This is a genomic window from Sphingobacterium sp., assembly GCF_039596235.1.
Lineage (GTDB): Bacteria > Bacteroidota > Bacteroidia > Sphingobacteriales > Sphingobacteriaceae > Sphingobacterium.
Genome location: NZ_JBCNKE010000005.1, coordinates 299,242 through 317,179 on the forward strand (window position 1 = coordinate 299,242; position 17,938 = coordinate 317,179).

The 17,938-nt window shown below is 40.8% G+C and carries 15 protein-coding genes; 12 read left to right on the forward strand and 3 right to left on the reverse strand.

Annotated features, from left to right (window positions below):
• The first annotated feature begins 102 nt into the window (after positions 1–102).
• Genes ABDW32_RS13185 through ABDW32_RS13195 form a run of 3 tightly spaced genes read left to right on the forward strand, consistent with a single transcriptional unit; the run spans position 103 to position 3,258 of the window.
• Complete coding sequence (locus tag ABDW32_RS13185; protein WP_343563103.1) at positions 103–1,230, forward strand: acyltransferase; 1,128 nt, start codon at positions 103–105, stop codon at positions 1,228–1,230.
• Between the two features lie 9 nt (positions 1,231–1,239).
• Complete coding sequence (locus ABDW32_RS13190) at positions 1,240–2,430, forward strand: C1 family peptidase (protein WP_343563104.1); 1,191 nt, start codon at positions 1,240–1,242, stop codon at positions 2,428–2,430.
• 39 nt (positions 2,431–2,469) lie between these two features.
• Complete coding sequence (locus ABDW32_RS13195) at positions 2,470–3,258, forward strand: HAEPLYID family protein (RefSeq protein ID WP_343563106.1); 789 nt, start codon at positions 2,470–2,472, stop codon at positions 3,256–3,258.
• Positions 3,259–3,734: 476 nt separating this feature from the next.
• Here the strand turns inward: ABDW32_RS13195 and ABDW32_RS13200 are convergent, their stop codons facing one another.
• Together ABDW32_RS13200 and ABDW32_RS13205 are read right to left on the reverse strand one after the other, a co-directional pair.
• Positions 3,735–5,555, reverse strand: a complete 1,821-nt coding sequence (locus ABDW32_RS13200) for a hypothetical protein (RefSeq protein ID WP_343563108.1) — start codon at positions 5,553–5,555, stop codon at positions 3,735–3,737.
• 36 nt (positions 5,556–5,591) lie between these two features.
• A complete protein-coding gene (locus ABDW32_RS13205; RefSeq protein ID WP_343563110.1) occupies positions 5,592–5,765 on the reverse strand; it encodes a hypothetical protein in 174 nt (57 codons plus the stop codon).
• A 1,275-nt stretch (positions 5,766–7,040) separates the two neighbouring features.
• Between ABDW32_RS13205 and ABDW32_RS13210 the strand changes: the two genes are divergently transcribed.
• Positions 7,041–7,226, forward strand: coding sequence for a hypothetical protein (locus ABDW32_RS13210; protein WP_343563112.1), 186 nt, complete (start codon positions 7,041–7,043; stop codon positions 7,224–7,226).
• Between the two features lie 46 nt (positions 7,227–7,272).
• Positions 7,273–8,868, forward strand: coding sequence for a hypothetical protein (locus ABDW32_RS13215; protein WP_343563114.1), 1,596 nt, complete (start codon positions 7,273–7,275; stop codon positions 8,866–8,868).
• Between the two features lie 150 nt (positions 8,869–9,018).
• Here ABDW32_RS13215 and ABDW32_RS13220 read toward each other — a convergent pair whose 3' ends face one another.
• Positions 9,019–9,816: a CpsB/CapC family capsule biosynthesis tyrosine phosphatase gene (locus tag ABDW32_RS13220; RefSeq protein WP_343563116.1), complete on the reverse strand. Its 798-nt coding sequence runs from the start codon at positions 9,814–9,816 to the stop codon at positions 9,019–9,021.
• Between the two features lie 331 nt (positions 9,817–10,147).
• Here ABDW32_RS13220 and ABDW32_RS13225 point away from each other — a divergent pair, with 331 nt between their 5' ends.
• From ABDW32_RS13225 to ABDW32_RS13255, 7 genes are all read left to right on the forward strand, one after another.
• Entirely contained in the window at positions 10,148–12,184 is a 2,037-nt protein-coding gene (locus ABDW32_RS13225) for a nucleoside-diphosphate sugar epimerase/dehydratase (RefSeq protein WP_343563118.1), read from the forward strand.
• 222 nt (positions 12,185–12,406) lie between these two features.
• The gene (gene rfbB, locus ABDW32_RS13230; RefSeq protein WP_343563120.1) at positions 12,407–13,462 is read left to right on the forward strand and encodes a dTDP-glucose 4,6-dehydratase; all 1,056 of its coding nucleotides are present in this window, start codon (positions 12,407–12,409) and stop codon (positions 13,460–13,462) included.
• 2 nt (positions 13,463–13,464) lie between these two features.
• Positions 13,465–14,022 (forward strand): dTDP-4-dehydrorhamnose 3,5-epimerase, encoded by a 558-nt coding sequence (gene rfbC / locus ABDW32_RS13235; RefSeq protein WP_343563122.1) that lies wholly within the window; start codon positions 13,465–13,467, stop codon positions 14,020–14,022.
• 84 nt (positions 14,023–14,106) lie between these two features.
• Positions 14,107–14,964: a dTDP-4-dehydrorhamnose reductase gene (gene rfbD, locus ABDW32_RS13240; RefSeq protein ID WP_343563123.1), complete on the forward strand. Its 858-nt coding sequence runs from the start codon at positions 14,107–14,109 to the stop codon at positions 14,962–14,964.
• 27 nt (positions 14,965–14,991) lie between these two features.
• Complete coding sequence (rfbA, locus tag ABDW32_RS13245; RefSeq protein WP_343563125.1) at positions 14,992–15,852, forward strand: glucose-1-phosphate thymidylyltransferase RfbA; 861 nt, start codon at positions 14,992–14,994, stop codon at positions 15,850–15,852.
• A gap of 163 nt (positions 15,853–16,015) precedes the next feature.
• Complete coding sequence (locus ABDW32_RS13250; protein ID WP_343563127.1) at positions 16,016–16,828, forward strand: glycosyltransferase; 813 nt, start codon at positions 16,016–16,018, stop codon at positions 16,826–16,828.
• A gap of 431 nt (positions 16,829–17,259) precedes the next feature.
• Positions 17,260–17,868 carry a response regulator transcription factor gene (locus ABDW32_RS13255; RefSeq protein WP_343563129.1) on the forward strand — a complete coding sequence of 203 codons (609 nt, stop codon included), beginning with the start codon at positions 17,260–17,262 and terminating at the stop codon, positions 17,866–17,868.
• The last annotated feature ends 70 nt before the right edge of the window (positions 17,869–17,938 follow it).

Genomic DNA, 17,938 nt, shown 5'->3' on the forward strand with positions numbered 1-17,938 from the left:
AACGTCGGCATATTGATTGATGGGAAGGCGAAACAACAGGATGGATATTTAGGTAGAAATGTGTAATTTAAGGGCAGCTAAACAATATAGTAAATCTAACTAATGGATAAAGATTATCTTTTTAAAACGGCTGCGGAAGATCTCCAGTCAAAGACCATTGATTTTTTGCGTTTCCCCTTAATCGTAGGGGTCGTATTTATCCATACAGATTTTTCGGATATTGTCATGGGCGGTGTAAAACAGATTAGTTTTGTGAATTATCCTATTTTCAGCTTCATCTTTTCTTTGTTTTCCAAAGTGATCTTTGAGCTTTGCGTGCCACTTTTCTTTTTTATCTCTGGTTTTTTATTCTTCTATAAAACAGCCGGGTTCTCTTGGGAAATTTACCTGCAAAAGCTAAAGAAGCGTGTACGGTCACTTTTGGTCCCTTATATTTTCTGGAACCTGGCCGTCATTGTATTTCTTTTGCTTGCACAGACCTTTTTTTCGGGAACTTTAGTTTCCGGAAGAAATAAACTAATAACTGATTATAGTCTAACGGATTGGCTCTGGTCTTTATGGGATACTTCGCATGTGAATCCACATCTGAGGAAAACCTTACCGGTCAACTCGCCATTCTGGTTTATTCGTGACTTAATGGTTGTAGTGCTGTCATCACCGTTGATTTATGTGCTGATTAAAAAGCTGAAGGCCTATGCGGTAATCCTGCTGGGACTGCTCTGGATTTTTAATCCTTTTTTTTATTTACCGGGATTGAGTACCGTCGCTTTCTTTTTCTTCACAGCGGGCGCTTATTTTAGCATCAACAACAAAAACTTCGTCGGTGCTATGCGGCCCTTGTTATCCATCGCTCTGATAGTATATGTCCTGCTCGTAGTGGCGCAACTTGTCTTCCGGGGTTTAGCTTGGTGGGCTGACTTATACTGTGCCGGAATTATGATCGGGGTAGTTGCCGTTGTGGCGGTATCTGCACATTTCATTGAAAGGGGAAGCTGGCGTACAAATGCATTTCTGGCCGAGAGCAGCTTTTTTATTTATGCCTACCATCGCTTGCCCTTGGTCTTTGTGATCAAATTTTTGTTTATGCTGCTTAAGCCACAGGCGGAGGGATTATTACTGTTTCTATACCTGGCCTGCCCTACGATAATCATTGTATTGGGCTTGGTGATATATAGTTTATTGAAGCAGTTTTGGCCTAGGTTTACAGCAATGATCAGTGGCGGACGTTAAATAAAAATTATGAAAAAAAAGTATAAAAAGCTTATTATTATTCTCCTTCTATTGCTTATCGGGGCATTGCTGGTCACGTTTGGCCGAAAGATATACAATAAAAATAAATACAAAAGAATCAAAACCGAGTATGTATTTACGGATATCATCAACCTGGGCTGCACTTCGGTCAAACAACAGGGCGCATCGAATACCTGCTGGTCCTACACGGGTAATTCGTTTCTGGAGTCAGAAATGATCCGGATTGGAAAAGAGCCTGTTGAGATTTCCCAGGTCTTTACGGCACGACAGGCTTACCTGGATAAGGCGCATAATTTTGTGCGGCTGCATGGTGGGCTGACCATGGGTGAAGGCGGACAATTGCATGATGTATTGAATGTATTCCGCAAATATGGAGCGATGCCCAGATCAGCTTATGCGGGTCTGCGGGGCAACCGCAGTTATAACGATTTCAGGGAGATGACGCCCATGTTAAATGCCATGCTCAAAGTATTGGTCAAGAATAGGCCCCTGGTACCCAATTGGGAGCGGGCTTATACAGCCATACTGGATGCGCACCTTGGAGAGCTGCCGGAAAAATTCGACTATAAAGGAAAGACGTATACCGCGCGTACCTTTGCGGATCAGGTGATCGGGATTAACCCGGACGACTACATTGGTTTTGCGTCGGTAACGCATCAGCCTTACTACAAGCCTTTTGTACTGTTGGTGCCCGACAACTGGTCTTTTGACCAGTTTTATAATGTACCTATGCAAGATCTCACCGATATCATTGACCATGCATTGCAGCAGGGGTATACGCTTGCCTGGACGACGGACCTGTCCGAAAAAAGTTTCTCCTGGCAGTATGGGATTGCTTATGTTCCTGAAAAATCAGTTGACGATATGACGAAGGAAGAAAAAAAGAAAATGTTTGTAAAACCAATGCCGGAGAAAGAGATCACAGCCGAAGAAAGACAGGCGGCTTTTGACAATTATGCGACCACGGACGATCATGCCATGCATATTGTTGGACTGGCCAAGGATCAAAGGGGAAAAGAGTACTACCTTGTTAAAAATTCCTGGGGTAAAGCCAATGATTTTAAAGGCTATATGTATATCAGCAAAGCCTATGTAAAATATAAAACGATTACACTGATGTTAAATAAAAATGGGCTCAGTCCGGAGCTTTTAGCTAAAATTGGTCGGAAGGAAAACTAATTCCCAATTGTTTCCATAATTCGGGCGGAGTTTTGTTGTATGAAAAACAACAACATCCGCATAAAATGTTCCGGAGTCTTCCTAATGACCTGGATTTTATCATTTTCAACGAGTGCTCAAGCACAGGAAAGCCGAACGATACCCGATAAGGTACATCATGCCGAACCCCTGTACAATGATCTTGTGCGCGACCTGGGGGCAAGAAAAGGGGAAAAGGAATTCAATATCGGTGCAGATATCACCCGGATGCGCAGGCTGGATGAATATGGTTATCTAATGGAATACGAGTTTGCACCTATAGATCGACTGGGGCTGGAAGTGGAGACAGATTTTGCCTATTCAAAGAGCAAAGTGGCCGGCATCGCCTCCAGCAATGAACTCGAACGATTGAGGTTGTCCTCACAGTATTCATTTTATGTGTCCAAGAAGCATGCAACAACATTGGCCGTAGGTTATACACAGATTTTTAATTTTGTCGAGGGCGGAACTGCTTTTAATCCCTTTTTTGTGGCGGCGAAGAGTTGGTATAGCAACTGGCATACCTTGCTGTATACGGGATCGGAAATTGCTTATCATTATAAATCTGGAAAGGCGCAGATGAACTGGCAGATCAATACCTCCTTTCATTATACATTGCCACAGACTGATCATTTTATTGGGATTGAAGTTAATCAGCAGCTTGCTTCTGGTCGTCTGGAGACAACGCTTCGGCCGCAGGTGAAACTGGGAATTAACGATAAATTGGCTATCGGTATGGCTGTAGGCTTTCCGATAGGAAGGAAGGAAGAGACGATCAGTTCATTTTTCCGTTTGATTTATCAACTTTAAAGGGGGCAATTTTGACAAGATCGCTGATCGTCCAATACGCATAAAACAGGAAGCATTCGATGGGACGAAAAATACTATTTCCGGTGTAATGTGTTGGTTTATAGAGTGAAATAAAATAGTGGAACGGACGCCTCCGTTCCACATTATCCAAATAGTTTTATCAAGTCGAACGCAAAAAAAATGACTTGACGCGCCAAATGTAGAAAATATAAATGGAAATTTTATAGTTAAATTTTACGAAACTTCGCAAATAAATTTTAGATGTAGCAGAAAAGTGACAGTTAAGTTCGATAGCACTATAGTAAGCCAAGTTAAAAAATACCGCTGTTTAAATAGCAAATTAAATCACCTGTGGATAGGATATTTAAAACGCCACCGTAAGGGCGGGGGCATAAAAATAGGGGTGTCTAGCTTTTTCTAGACACCCCTTTGATCGTTTATCCAAGATGGATAAACAAAGAATATTATTTCAAATATTAGTTTGGAAGAACCGGATTAGGGTTGTAACCTGCTGCATTTGGATTCCAAGCACCATTGCGCACACAACGCACGTTCATCAAGGATGATTTAATGACATTTACGCTATTGAGAAGTGTGATACCCAAGATATTTGTAGATCTAAAACCCTTGTAGCCAGCTCCTATACCTGTGCCAAGAGCACCAGCATATCTGTTACCTAGATAATGTGTCACACCTAAACCTGCTATCGGTTCAAGAGGTGAAAGCAATGATCTGTCGTTCGTCCAGAATGCAGTATATTTACCGCCAGTTGTACCTAAATCTAATGTAATAAGATCTTCAACAAGCGATAGGTCTCTCATAAAGCCATTAAAGTTAAAGCGCAATTTGTTGGTAGCCGAAGTCGCTGCGCCATAAGCGGTATTAACACCTGCTGTTGGAGTAAATTCTGAATAACCAGCACCAGCCGGTGATGATGCACCCGTAACATTCGCCGCTAGTAAATTTTGAGCATTTACCAATACGTCTATTGTACTACCCAATACATTTAAATCAAGATCGCCTAATAGGCCTGTCAGTCCATTGGAATTAATCGGATCTAGATCTGCTTTAGCAGGGGTTTTCCATAGACCTGCAGGGTATACCAAGGCACAAGGGTCTTTTGGTGATGCATATGTACCTAAAACACCTGGTTTAGCTGCGCCATACGAGAAGAAACTTTTCGCATCTGTCGTTGGCTGGTTGAAATGGTAGAAACGGTATGGGTTATAACCCGCTTGGTAATACAAGTTGGATCTTGACCATTGGACACCGCCGTAAGTTAATGGCGATTCAGTAATACCCAATAAGAAACGGTGGTTTTTACCGCGTTCTGGTGTGATCACTTGACCTCTAGTTAATGTTGCGCCAAAAGAACGTTCTGTGCCATTTTCTAGTTTGATCTTCAATGCGCTCACACTCACATTCAGGCTTTGTTGTGTTTGATCAGCGGTATAGTAATAAGCTATTTTTTGTTGACCGTCTGAACCTGGGGCAGTCACAAAATCAGCATATGTAAGCGCTGTCGTCACATCAGTAAGGGCGCCGACAAATGTACCTGTAGCTACGTCAAGTGTTCCTGTTTTTGCGTTGTTTCCTGTTACAGCAACAGTCGCTGAATTAATCGGAGCAAACATACCCATGGTATTCAATTCGATACCGATACGGGCAAATACCCGGCTGAAATTAACATTGATCGGAACCGCGGTGCCACTTACCGTAAATTCGTTTGTTGCACGAAGTACATCCGTATTTCCCGGTAAGGCGATGTTTTGCATTTCAGGAACTTGCGTTGTAGTAGAGTTGTAAGAAAGAGCAACCCATTTGTATGTTGCACCATCCGTTACGCTAACAGGTGTTTCAGTGCCTGCGGACAATTCTACAGATTTCTCAAAGGTATAATCGGTACCGTTTTTCTTGTATAAGAATAAGCGATACTTGGTGCCAGTAGCTACTGGTGAAGCTGCACGCGTTCCGTTTGCAGCTTTAATACCCGATTGATCCGCTGTCGCGATTTCCGAAACCGGAAGTTGATTGTCAACACCAATCAATGCGTCAAAGCCATTGCTTTGAACAAGTTGTAAGTTGTGTTGAGCAGATGATCCACGGTTGCTACCTTTTGTTTTGATTTCCTCACCATCACTAATGCCAGCGATGCGAACGATGACCTGAGCTTTACCATTGGGAACTTCCTGTCCGTTTTGTGTGTCTTTGTTACAGCTTGTTACGGCTAATGTACCCAATGCCAGGTATGCAGCAAGTGCAAACTTGCTCGCGAAGTTTTTGTTGAATGTTTTCATAATTTTAATAAAAATGTTAGTGTAGGGATAAAATGCTTAGAAACCGCTCGTATCCCAACCTGATCCGCCGCTACCTTCTGCGTCATCAACTGTAACTCCGCCTGCTCCTGGTTGTGCAGGTTGTGAACCTGCAGCAATGCCTTGCTCAAGTTCTACTACGTGCTCCCTGATGGATGGGGCAACGTACATTTTTTTTGCGTTCTTATTCATGATATTATTATTTGGATAATGCCGCGTTATAAATAACGCGATTTTTAAATTTAATGGACAAATTAATAGCTCAATATTTAATAATGTTGCGTTACATTACAGCTAACATCGCATATGCCTGCGTTGACAATAAACACAATGTTTGCCAATTGAATCTGATCTAACTTATTCTTTTTTTTTACTACTTAAATTTATATTGTATTGTACATCTTATATATACGGCTCACAACACTTTTCTTCGTTTGAATTGTAATATTACGACTAAATATCAACTTGTGCAAAAAAAATTATTAAAATTTTTATCCGTATAATTTTTCACAAGTTGGAAAACCAATTTCTTTAAGTGCTATGTTGCTCTTTTATTATTTATGTTATACTTGTTATAGTGTAAAAAATACACAAAATCTCTGTTTTTAGGCCGAGATCTCCTTAGTTCAGATATTGGAACAAATTAATTTATGTTTTGTTTGCACAGTTTTAAAATATTTTAATTTGTGAATTTATTTTTTTTTAATTAATATGTTTAAACAAATATATGAGGAAGGTTTTCTGGCATTATTGTCCGTTGTTTGCCAACAAAGGTTTTCTTTTTTTTGTTTATTGAGCTTTTCTATTTTTATGAGGTATCAAAGAAGCTTTTGGTCCCCACAATACATATGCTGTTTTTTTTGCACTTCCCTTTTTCCTGCCATAGATTAGGGGCTACTATAAATTTTGTCTCCTATTTTTAGATTAGGAAATCTATATCCTGAAAGATTAATTTGATTTTGTGATAGCGTATATTATCCTGCATTGTTACGGTGTATTTTCTATTTATTTTCCTATAGGAATAATAAGCCAACTCTTTTGAATTTATTTTTCATGTATAGGGTAAGTGTTATGGTTTCTTTATAAGTAAATTGTTTAGGCAATTATTGAATGTCTCTGAAAAGGCGAAAATTGACAGCATAACGGAAATCCCTTAAACAGACTATTAGAAGTAGCTGTTCAAATCCCTCATTACCCGCTTTTTCAACTTCATTTCTCAGCGGAATGTCATGTAAAATCCTTGTTTTGGGATGGATTGTAGTGGCTTAGCTACAGAAAAAGAAACATGCTGCGAAATCCTGCGCCCAATCCCATAGAATAGCTACTTTTGCCCAACTTCTGAAATAAGGAAGTGTCATGTTATTCGGTTTTAAAAGTCTTTGTATGAATTATATATAGTCTTTTTAGTGTCGTGTATTGTTTACACGAATAGGAAATCGCTTTAGAACATTTTTAAAAATATAGGAAATGAAAACGAACAAAGAAAACTTGGCTAATCTAAACGGCCGCTTACCTTATGAAGCCCCTCGTATGTATGCTCAAAATGTAGAATTGGAATATAGTGTTGCAGCTGGTTCCGCACAGGGTTCTATCAATGGTTCAATGACTGAATCTTGGCAGACAGAGACGCAAACGCAAGACATCGATTGGTAATCGATAAGGTGAGTTAATTATTTAGTGATATAAACAATCATTTTTCATGAATAAGTTTACAATAAAATTTGGTTTCGCTTCTATCTTGGCCTGTGCCTTATTGATCTCTTCTTGTAGTAAAGATAATAACAGTGCCATAGTACCGGAAGGAACGACAGTACGTTTAAATATAGGTCAAGCCTTTGCGAAAACAGGTCCGGTTAAAGCTGCTTCGGCGGGTCGTTCTTATGCTTCGGCAACACAGACCGTAGAAATACCTTTTGATAATCAATATACATTGGTGGCGAGTTTAACTGCTCAGGAAGCCGCTGCTCCAGGTCTAAAAGCGTCAAGCCGTGCGGCAACTGTCGCTACTGGCAGTGAGCAACAGGCCTTGAGACAGGGAACCGTATATTATGTGGCAATTTTTGACGCAGCAGGTGATTATAAAGAGACTAAATCTTTCACACAGGGAAATACTGCACAGGATTTTGCGATCGAAAAGGGAAAATACACATTTGTCATCTACGCCTCAGGCTCAAATAAAACTTTACCGTCGATTGCGCCCGGAACAAAATTAAGTGCGGTAAATTTTGAAGGGCTTACAGCTGATCAGGATTTTATGTTGGATCAAGTGCCTTTTGAGGTAAAAGAAGGTCAAAATGTATTGAATGCCGATCTTGAACACTTATTTACACAGGTGACCTTGAAATTCGATGCGTCGGCTGTCGGCACGGTAAGCAGTATTGCTGGAGCGACAATCGAACCTTCTAATGCAGCTGTTGATGTGAACCTGAATACAAGCGCCCTTACGTTCAAAGGTACGGTGAACCCGGTGGCTTTTAAATTGAAAAACACAACGGGTGGGGTGATCAATTCTGACTCTACTTTTATAGCGACAGCAGCGACGGCCAATGGAGTGGTTGGATTAAAAGGTTTGTCCATCGGCGGAAGTGCAGCAAAGGATATCAGCAAAGGTGGCTGGAACCTGAAACCGGGTGTAAAGTATGTATTGGAATTTAAGCTGAAGGCTCCAGTTTCAGTGAATGTTGGTGATGAAGATTGGGCCTTGAACAATCTGGTATATGATCCAGCTACCGGCGTTTATTCTTTTGGAAAGGGTGACTATTGGTTCCCAGGCCGTCTATTGCCTAAGCAAATCAATGGAACAAACTCTTCTGCAAATGCATCGAATGGCGGGACAGGAGACCCTTGTAAGCTAGTTGCTCCTGCAGGTGCCTGGAGATTGCCTATGGAATCGGAGATACAAAAGCTATGGGATCGTACCAATTCAGGTGGTGCTGATAATCCTGGTCCAAATCCTTGGAGCCCACCGGCACGCTATGTGGATTATTTTGATGGTACTTCAAATACTGCGTTGGGAATGTTCTTTGGTGTATTGACAGATCCGGTTACACTTCCTGTTGCTGAGCGTGGTAAATATTTGTTCTTTTCGTATGGCGGTTATTATCCGAATGACGATATCGGCGCAACAAGAGGAAGAGAAGCTGCTTATCTAGTGTCGGCAACAGCAGGTGGCTACAGAACATTACATTTGACTGGAAGTGCTGGAAATATTGGTTATGGTATTGGTTGGAGAACTGCAACAGATGCTGAAGCTGTTCAGATCCGTTGTGTGAAAAATTCACCAGCAGGTAGATAAGTGCTAACTTATTTGGATAATAAATTAATGGCGGCGCATTCCCTAATTTGGGAATGCGTTTTTTTATGTCAATTTTTCTTCGTCCGTATTTATTCTTGGTTGCCGGATCACCCGATCTCTGCTGAACACAAAAAAGGACAGTGTGTTTTTTTAGCCTGCAATTCCTTGCGATTTTCTACTGTCGAAATGGTCCAGTAGGGTCTGATTTAAAATGGGGGAGGTTTTTAGCATATCACGTACGGGATATTTTTCAGCTATATTTTTGAGCGCTTCAAGATGGCGCTCATGGTGCAGGTCTGTACCCACAAAATCATACATGCCCGATTTGAGCAAGGTCATCGCTATCGCCTTACTATCTACACCGTAATAGCGGCTGAGTGACAATAAATTCAATTGCAAAAGGCAGCCTGCGTCCTTGATCTGTTTGTAAATATTAAAATTGCCGTGATAATAGTTATAGCGCTCCGGATGTGCCAGGATAGGTTTGTAACCAAGTTTTTGGATGGCTAAAATCGTGTGAAAAAGGGCTTTGGATTCGGATAGATAAGACATCTCGATCAGGACATAACCCCCAGGCATAACACAGAGCTCGTCATGCTGAATAAGCGATGCTAAACCATCATCAATCATATGCTCTGCCGCAGCAAAAATATCTGCTTCATTGCCGTTGTCTTTTAGTCCTTGAACAAGGGCGGTCTGTGCGGCCTCAATACTTGACTTAGTATTGGGATGTACACCAGCCATAATATGCGGGGTGCATATAAATTTCTTTAAGCCCAAACGCTGTAATTCCTGAATATAAGCAATAGAATTTTTTACGGAGGTACTGCCGTCATCTATTCCCGGAAGCAGGTGGTTGTGCATATCCACTTCCAAGAATTCCAGCTGTGCCAGTGGTCTGATGGATGAAGGCTTTTTATGTTTAAACAAATTGGTTAAAAAATTCATAATATACTATTCAGTTACATGGTTTTGTCTGTCTCACAGAATGTTTTACAAACAATATGCCAGTTTTAACGTTTATAAAAAGGGCGCAAATGTAAAAGAAAGAGTTTTTTATTGCAACTTAATAAAATTTAAAGCGGTTTTGCTAGCAAATTTTTAACTTTTATTGTTGTTTGTAATATTTTCGGTATAATAGTTGCTTAGTCCACGATGATACAAAAGCTCGCGTATAATGGTGTTGTCGTTATTGATATTTGAATAATACGGCCAAAAGATTATTAAATTTTAGGTATGTTGGTCGTTCTTTGCAAAATTGAAACAAGCCATATACGTTGTGTTAGCTTCTATAGGAGCATACGACGGTAAAGAAAATAAACTAAACGGGAAGAAAGCTATGATGGGATCTCTATGGGATTTAAGAAAACGGTTGCGGAAAGATAATCCTCGATGGGTCATTTTGCTGATCGATATGTGGTTTGTATTCGCAAGCTATGTATTTTCAAACTATGTGGTCAATAATTTTAAGGGTGTCTTTGATGTGACACTGATGTTGAAGAAACTGGTGCTTGTTTTACCTATATACTTTATCATGTTTTTGTGTTATAATACCTACAGAGGTATTGTGCGTCAAACGGGTATCCGCGATACGATAAAAATATTTAAGACCGTTGCTTCTGCCTATATGCTACTGATGCTGTTGACCCTGGTGGTGAAGGCTGTGGTGGAAAAAGGAACAATAGCGGGTGATTATCTTCGTCTTTCTTATGGTGTATTAACCATGCAGGCCTGTATCTTGCTGGTGATTATGGTTGGCGCTCGGGTGGTATACCGAACAATTTTTGAGTATCTATTCCTGCCGGCGCGAAAAGGCGAAAATGTGTTGATTTTCGGTGCTTCCCGTCCGGGACTTGTCTCGTTTTCCTTATTGAAAGAAGATCCACGGATTAAATATCAAGTAGTCGCATTTGTAGAGGATAAAGTCTCCCGAATTGGAAAGCGTCTCGCGGGATTGAAAATTAAAGACATTACCGAAATTACCAAGGAATATATAGACAAACATGAGATCACGCAGGTGATCATTGCTGTAGAGAATAATGATCCGGAGCGCTTGGAATATGTGTCTGACTGGTTTCAAAATGTAGGCCTCGAACTTAAAATTATGCCACCGGCCCGTATCTTGCTCAATTCTGGCGCCAAACGGGAGATCCGTCCCTTAAAAATCGAAGATTTACTCGGCCGTAAGCCGATTAAGCTGGATCATCCGGAAATCGAAGGGGAGATGAAAGGTAAGGTGATTCTGGTTACTGGTGCCGCTGGTTCGATTGGTTCAGAGCTTGCCCGTCAGATTGCCCGGCGCTACTATAGTAAATTGATTTTATTGGATCAGGCAGAATCTGCTTTATATGATATCCAGCAATCAATTAAGGCAACTCAGCCCGAGCATTTGCATTGCATTGTTGGCGATGTGCGCAACTACGCTTTTATGCAAAGCATATTTGCGCAGTATAAACCTGATCTGGTCTTCCATGCTGCCGCCTATAAACATGTGCCATTGATGGAAGCAAATCCGTATGAATCCATTCAGACAAATGTACTCGGAAGTAAAAATGTCGCCGATCTATGTATGCAATATGGCACCAAGAAAATGGTGATGGTTTCTACGGATAAAGCCGTCAACCCGACCAATGTGATGGGGGCGACCAAACGCATGGCTGAAATTTATGTGAGCAGCTGTAGCGGTAGATCCGAAACCAGTTTTATCATCACTAGGTTTGGAAATGTGCTTGGTTCAAATGGATCGGTCATTCCGCTGTTTGAGAAACAGATGGCCAGTGGTGGGCCATTGACCCTGACGCATCCGGAGATCACGCGTTTCTTTATGACTATTCCGGAAGCCTGTCAGTTGGTACAGGAAGCTGGCGTAATGGGCAAGGGTGGCGAGATATTTGTCTTTGATATGGGGAAATCCGTTAAAATAATGGATTTGGCCAAACGCATGATCAAGTTAAAAGGTTACCGGTATCCGGAGGATATTGATATCAAAATCGTCGGCCTACGCCCGGGAGAGAAGATCTACGAGGAACTTTTGGCCAATAATGAAAACACCGTCAAAACGCACCATCCGAAAATTATGATTGCAAAAGTAAACCACGATGAATTGCATTTAAAGGCGGAACGCATCAATGCGGTTTGCCAGCAGATCGTGGATGCGGATCAGCACTTGCCGGATTTTATGGACTTGGTCGCGGCTATGAAACGAATCGTCCCTGAATTTAAGTCTCAAAATTCCGAGTATGAGGCTTTGGATAATCCGATTGAACAGGAGCTTGTTGATGATGTCCCCGTTTATTCGCTGATAAAAAAAGTATAACAAAGAAACAGCCGTTGGATGCGCATTCCAATGGATTAAAATAAAATACTTAGACAAATACAATAAAAATCCCTGCAAAGGGATTTTTTTATGGGCTGTATTTTCTTCTCCAATAAAAACTTGTCAATTCGCAAAAATCAACCTAATTTTAGCGAACTATTTCATCGAGGTAATCATTTGGACAAAATAGCCGGATTGGTATTTCGTCCACAACCAATATATATGAAGAAAAAAATTTTAATTACAGGAGGTGCTGGCTTTATTGGATCTCATGTTGTACGGGAGTTTGTGATAAAATATCCAGACTACCAGATTATTAATCTGGATGCACTAACCTATGCAGGTAATCTGGAAAATCTGAAAGATATTGAGGATAGTCCAAATTACACGTTTGTGAAAGCCGATATTACAGATCAGGTGAAGATAACGTCTATCTTCGAACAATATCAGCCGGATGGGGTCATTCATCTGGCTGCGGAATCGCATGTCGACCGTTCAATTGCGGATCCTACGGCATTTGTGATGACCAACGTAATTGGAACAGTAAATTTGCTGAATGCCGCGCGTGCTATCTGGAAGGATAACGTGGAAGGAAAACGCTTTCACCATGTTTCTACAGATGAGGTATTCGGTGCCTTGGGTGAATCTGGTTTTTTTACGGAAGAGACCAAGTATGATCCACATTCGCCATACTCTGCTTCTAAAGCGAGTTCAGACCATTTTGTACGTGCGTATCACGATACCTATGGGCTACCAATTGTCTTGACGAATTGTTCCAATAACTATGGACCGAACCATTTTCCTGAAAAGCTGATTCCATTGTGTATTCATAATATCTTAAATAACAAACCGCTACCCGTATATGGCGATGGCAAATATACGCGGGACTGGCTCTTTGTGATTGATCATGCGAAAGCGATCGATTTGGTTTTTCATGAAGGTAAGGATGGCGAGTCGTACAATGTGGGTGGTTTTAATGAATGGCAGAATATAGATCTCATCAGGGAACTATGCCGGCAAATGGACGCCAAGTTGGGCCGGAAAGAGGGGACTGCTGCTTCCCTGATTACCTTTGTGAAAGATCGACCCGGTCATGATCTGCGCTACGCCATTGATGCCAGTAAAATCAATTCGGAATTGGGCTGGAGTCCATCCGTGACTTTTGAACAGGGGCTCTCATTGACGATAGATTGGTTCCTGTCGAATCAGGAATGGCTAGACCACGTGACTTCGGGGGACTATCAGAAGTATTATACCAAACAATATCACGGCGCTTAAAGATGAAACATATAGAAACGAAACTGTCCGGTTGTTTTATTTTAGAGCCCGCAGTATTTAAAGATGAAAGAGGGTATTTCTTTGAATCGTACAATGAAAATAAACTGGCAGCCATATTGGGACATAACCCTCATTTTGTGCAGGATAATCAGTCACAATCCCAATATGGGGTTGTCAGGGGATTGCACATGCAGGCTGCTGAACATGCGCAGGCAAAACTGGTTCGTGTACTGGAGGGGAAAGTCTTGGACGTAGCCGTTGATGTCAGACCCGATTCACCGACCTATGGGCAGCATGTAGCCGTGGAACTTTCAGCTGAAAATAAAAGGCAATTATTCGTCCCGCGTGGGTTCTTACATGGCTTTTCTGTTTTGTCTGAACATGCCGTTTTTTCTTATAAATGTGATAATAATTATAACAAGGAATCGGAGGATGGTGTATATCCATTGGATCCGCAATTGGCAATTAATTGGCAAGTTCCGGTAGATCAGATGATTTTGTCGCAAAAGGATAAGGAGGCACAAAGCTTTGCAGCATTCTCCAATAATAAATTAAAATAATAAGATAGCATAATTGATTCCTTTAGAAGCCCTGCAAGGAACAGCTAAACGGATCAGGCTATTTGAACCATAAAAAAGAGATTGATGAAAATCGTCATTACCGGTGCTACTGGGCAATTGGGGTCAGAACTGCATGAATTATTGATAAACGATACAGAAAAAGAATGCTACTTTTTGGATCGTAAGCAACTGCCATTAGATCAGATGCTGTTGATCCAGGATATTTTGGCGATGTATCAACCGGATTTAATTATTCATGCAGGCGCGTACACAGCAGTAGATAAAGCAGAAGAGGACTGCGAGACCGCCAATTTAGTCAACCATTTGGCCTGTGAGGAGATTGCGCAATATTGCCGTCTTCATGGCGCAAAGTTGATTGCCATTTCAACGGATTATGTATTTGATGGAAATGCTGCTGTTCCGCTGACAGAAGATGCGCCAACAGCACCAATCAATGTGTATGGACAGACCAAACTTGCCGGTGAACAGGCTATCCAAAAGTGGCATCCTGAAGCAGTGATTATCCGGACGTCCTGGGTATATTCTGCCTATGGTAAGAATTTTGTCAAAACCATGTGCCGCCTTATGGCTGAGCGGGAGGAAGTGAATGTGATCAACGATCAGATGGGTAGCCCAACTTACGCGAAAGATCTGGCGATAGCGATTCTGAAAATTGCTGATGCGACAAACTGGAACCCTGGAATCTATCACTACAGCAATGAAGGGGAAATATCCTGGTATGATTTTGCTGTAGCCATACGGGATTTTCGTTCGTTTGATTGTCAGGTAAAGCCGATTCTGACGAGTGCCTATCCAACGGCGGCAAAAAGACCGAAATATTCACTGCTCGATAAAGCAAAGATTAAAGCAGTCTATGATGTGGTCGTGCCGGAATGGAAGGAGAGCTTAGCGAGAATGCTAGCCGAGGAAGTTAAAAAATAATAAGATCGCAACACTCAATACGATAAAATGAAAGGAATTATATTAGCCGGTGGATCGGGCACCCGCTTGCATCCGCTAACGCTCGCAGTAAGTAAGCAATTAATGCCCGTATATGACAAGCCAATGATATACTATCCCTTATCTACGCTTATGCTTGCAGGTATCCGTGAGATATTGATTATATCGACGCCACAGGATTTACCCAACTTTCAAAAGCTATTAGGCGATGGTTCCCAACTCGGCTGTCGATTTGAATATAAGGAGCAACCGAGTCCAGATGGTTTGGCACAGGCCTTTTTGTTGGGCGAAGAATTTATAGGGAAGGATAAGGTAGCGCTGATCCTAGGCGACAATATTTTCTATGGTTCGGGCCTGTCGAAACTGCTGCAGTCCTGTGCAGATCCGGATGGAGGGGTTGTATTTGCATACCCGGTACACGATCCCGAGCGTTATGGAGTGGTGGAGTTTGATGCGGCCAAAAACGTGATTTCTATTGAGGAAAAACCAAAACAGCCGAAATCAAATTATGCTGTCCCGGGAATTTATTTTTATGATAATGATGTCGTTGCGATCGCAAAAAGTATCAAACCATCAGCACGTGGGGAACTGGAGATTACAGATATCAACAAAGAATATTTAAAGAACGGAAAGCTAAAAGTAGGCATATTCGATCGGGGAACAGCCTGGTTGGATACGGGAACGATCCAATCACTAATGCAGGCTGCACAATTTGTGCAGGTCATTGAAGAACGTCAGGGAATGAAAATAGGAGCTATTGAAGAAGTTGCCTATCGTATGGGGTATATTGACAAGCAGCAATTATTAACCATCGCTACACCTTTGTGTAAATCGGGCTATGGTGAATATTTATGCCGTTTGGTTAAATAATTTTAATATTTTTGTAGTTGTTAAGCTGTTTTTTTTAACAGCTTAGCAGTACGGATATTAAATTATCCAAAACTCCCAATTAACGGTTTAGAGAGAGAAATAATTAGGAAAGATAAGGAGAGTCTCATACGGCCGGCTTTCTTAAAGGTGCAAATAAATAACAATGATTACAGCTTCTATAGTATTATATAAACAGGCGTATTCCGAGATCAAGGAGTTATTAAAGAGAATGGATGGACCAGATATTGATGTCTTATTGATCATTGATAATTCTCCTTTAAATTCGATTGAGAAAGAAATCAGAGACTTTCACCCGCGTTTCGAATATATTCATCAACCAAGTAATCCCGGTTTTGGAGCTGCGCACAACATCGGAATAAAGAGAGCGATAACTATGGGGAGTAAATATCATTTTGTTGTTAATCCGGATGTTCTCTTATTGGATGATACTATTAATGCAATGGTGGATTTTATGGAAACTAATCCTGATGTTGGGATGGCTATGCCGCAAATTTTGAATCCTGATGGAACCATCCAGTTCTTACCCAAATTGTTGCCTGATCCCTTAATATTTTTAAAACGGATATTGTATCGAAAGTTTAATATTTTTCTGTCTTCCGTAGAAAAATATGAGCTCAGAAATGTATCACCTCATCTCATCTATGATACTCCTGTACTTTCAGGATGTTTTACGTTGTTACGAACGTCCACATTGGACGAAGTGGGATTATACGACGACCGCTTTTTTATGTATCTTGAGGATTGGGACTTATCGAGAAGAATGAATAGGAAATATAGAACTGTTTATTTTTCGAAGACATCTATTATACATGGTTACGCTGCCGGATCGAGTAAAAATTTTAACCTTTTCAAAGTTCATATTCGTTCTATCCGGACATATTTTGGAAAATGGGGCTGGTTTATTGATAAAGAAAGGGTTGCGGCTAATCGCAGGACACTACAGCAATTTAAATAGCTCTTCAATCTTAACTAAGATAAAAGAGGTCTGAATAAATGTTTTTAGGCCATGAAGACTTTTTTATTATTTTTTAGCCTAAAAAAGCTATATTGTGTATAGTGATCGTATTACACACAATATCAGCTATGAAAAGTTTCTATTCCTGTAAATTGCAGGGTGTTTTCGACTTATTTTACAACATAAAAAGATTGTCCTTCTCTCCGTTTGGGGTATATGGACAAGAATCGATTTATGTGTAAAAATTTCTACTATATTTATGTGTTTTTCTTTTGTAAAACAATTCTTTTCTAATAGTTGTTTTTAAGAAAGAGGTAATTGATGCATGAGCGGCTCAGATTCCCTTTGGATCTTCGAGTAACGCCAAATATACCGAAAAGCGATATAGCTGGGTATAAGACTGATTATAAGACGGAATAATAAACAAGCACATGATTACGGTAGGCATTATTGATAGAGACGAAAGCGCAAGAATGGAAACCCAGCGAATACTTGATAAAGAAAATAAAGTGGGTGAAAATAGGATCGAACTTCTGTTTGATACAAGCAGCGGACATATAGATCGGGCTATGCTTGCGCCAGATGTATTGATTGTTGATATTGCAGATCAAGAACCTTTACTTGTTGAACATGCAAAAAATGCCTTTCCAAAAACTGAAATTATTGTATTAACCGAGCTGGCTGATGTAAGAACGGTGCGTAACTGCTTTCGATATGGGGCGGTTAGCTATCTATTGAAACAGACTTGCCTGCCATCTTTGGTGTCCGCGATTTATATTACCCTAAATGAAGGTTCATTTGTGAGTCCCAGTGTCAATAGAGCCTTGATCGAACAGAGTTTTAAATCAAAAAAAGTGGAAGATCTGCTGACCGCCCGTGAATTGCAGATTGCCAAAGGAATTATCGAAGGGTTAAGTTACAAGATGATCGCCCAAAAGTATAACATTTCATTGGATACCGTGCGGATCTATATCAAACGAATTTACAGAAAGCTACAGATCAACAGTAAAGGGCAACTGATCGCGCAGTTGACAGTTTAATATTTTGTTACATGAACATGTGACCGACAATATTTCAATCTCTTCGAATTTAGCCTGAATTTTATGGATA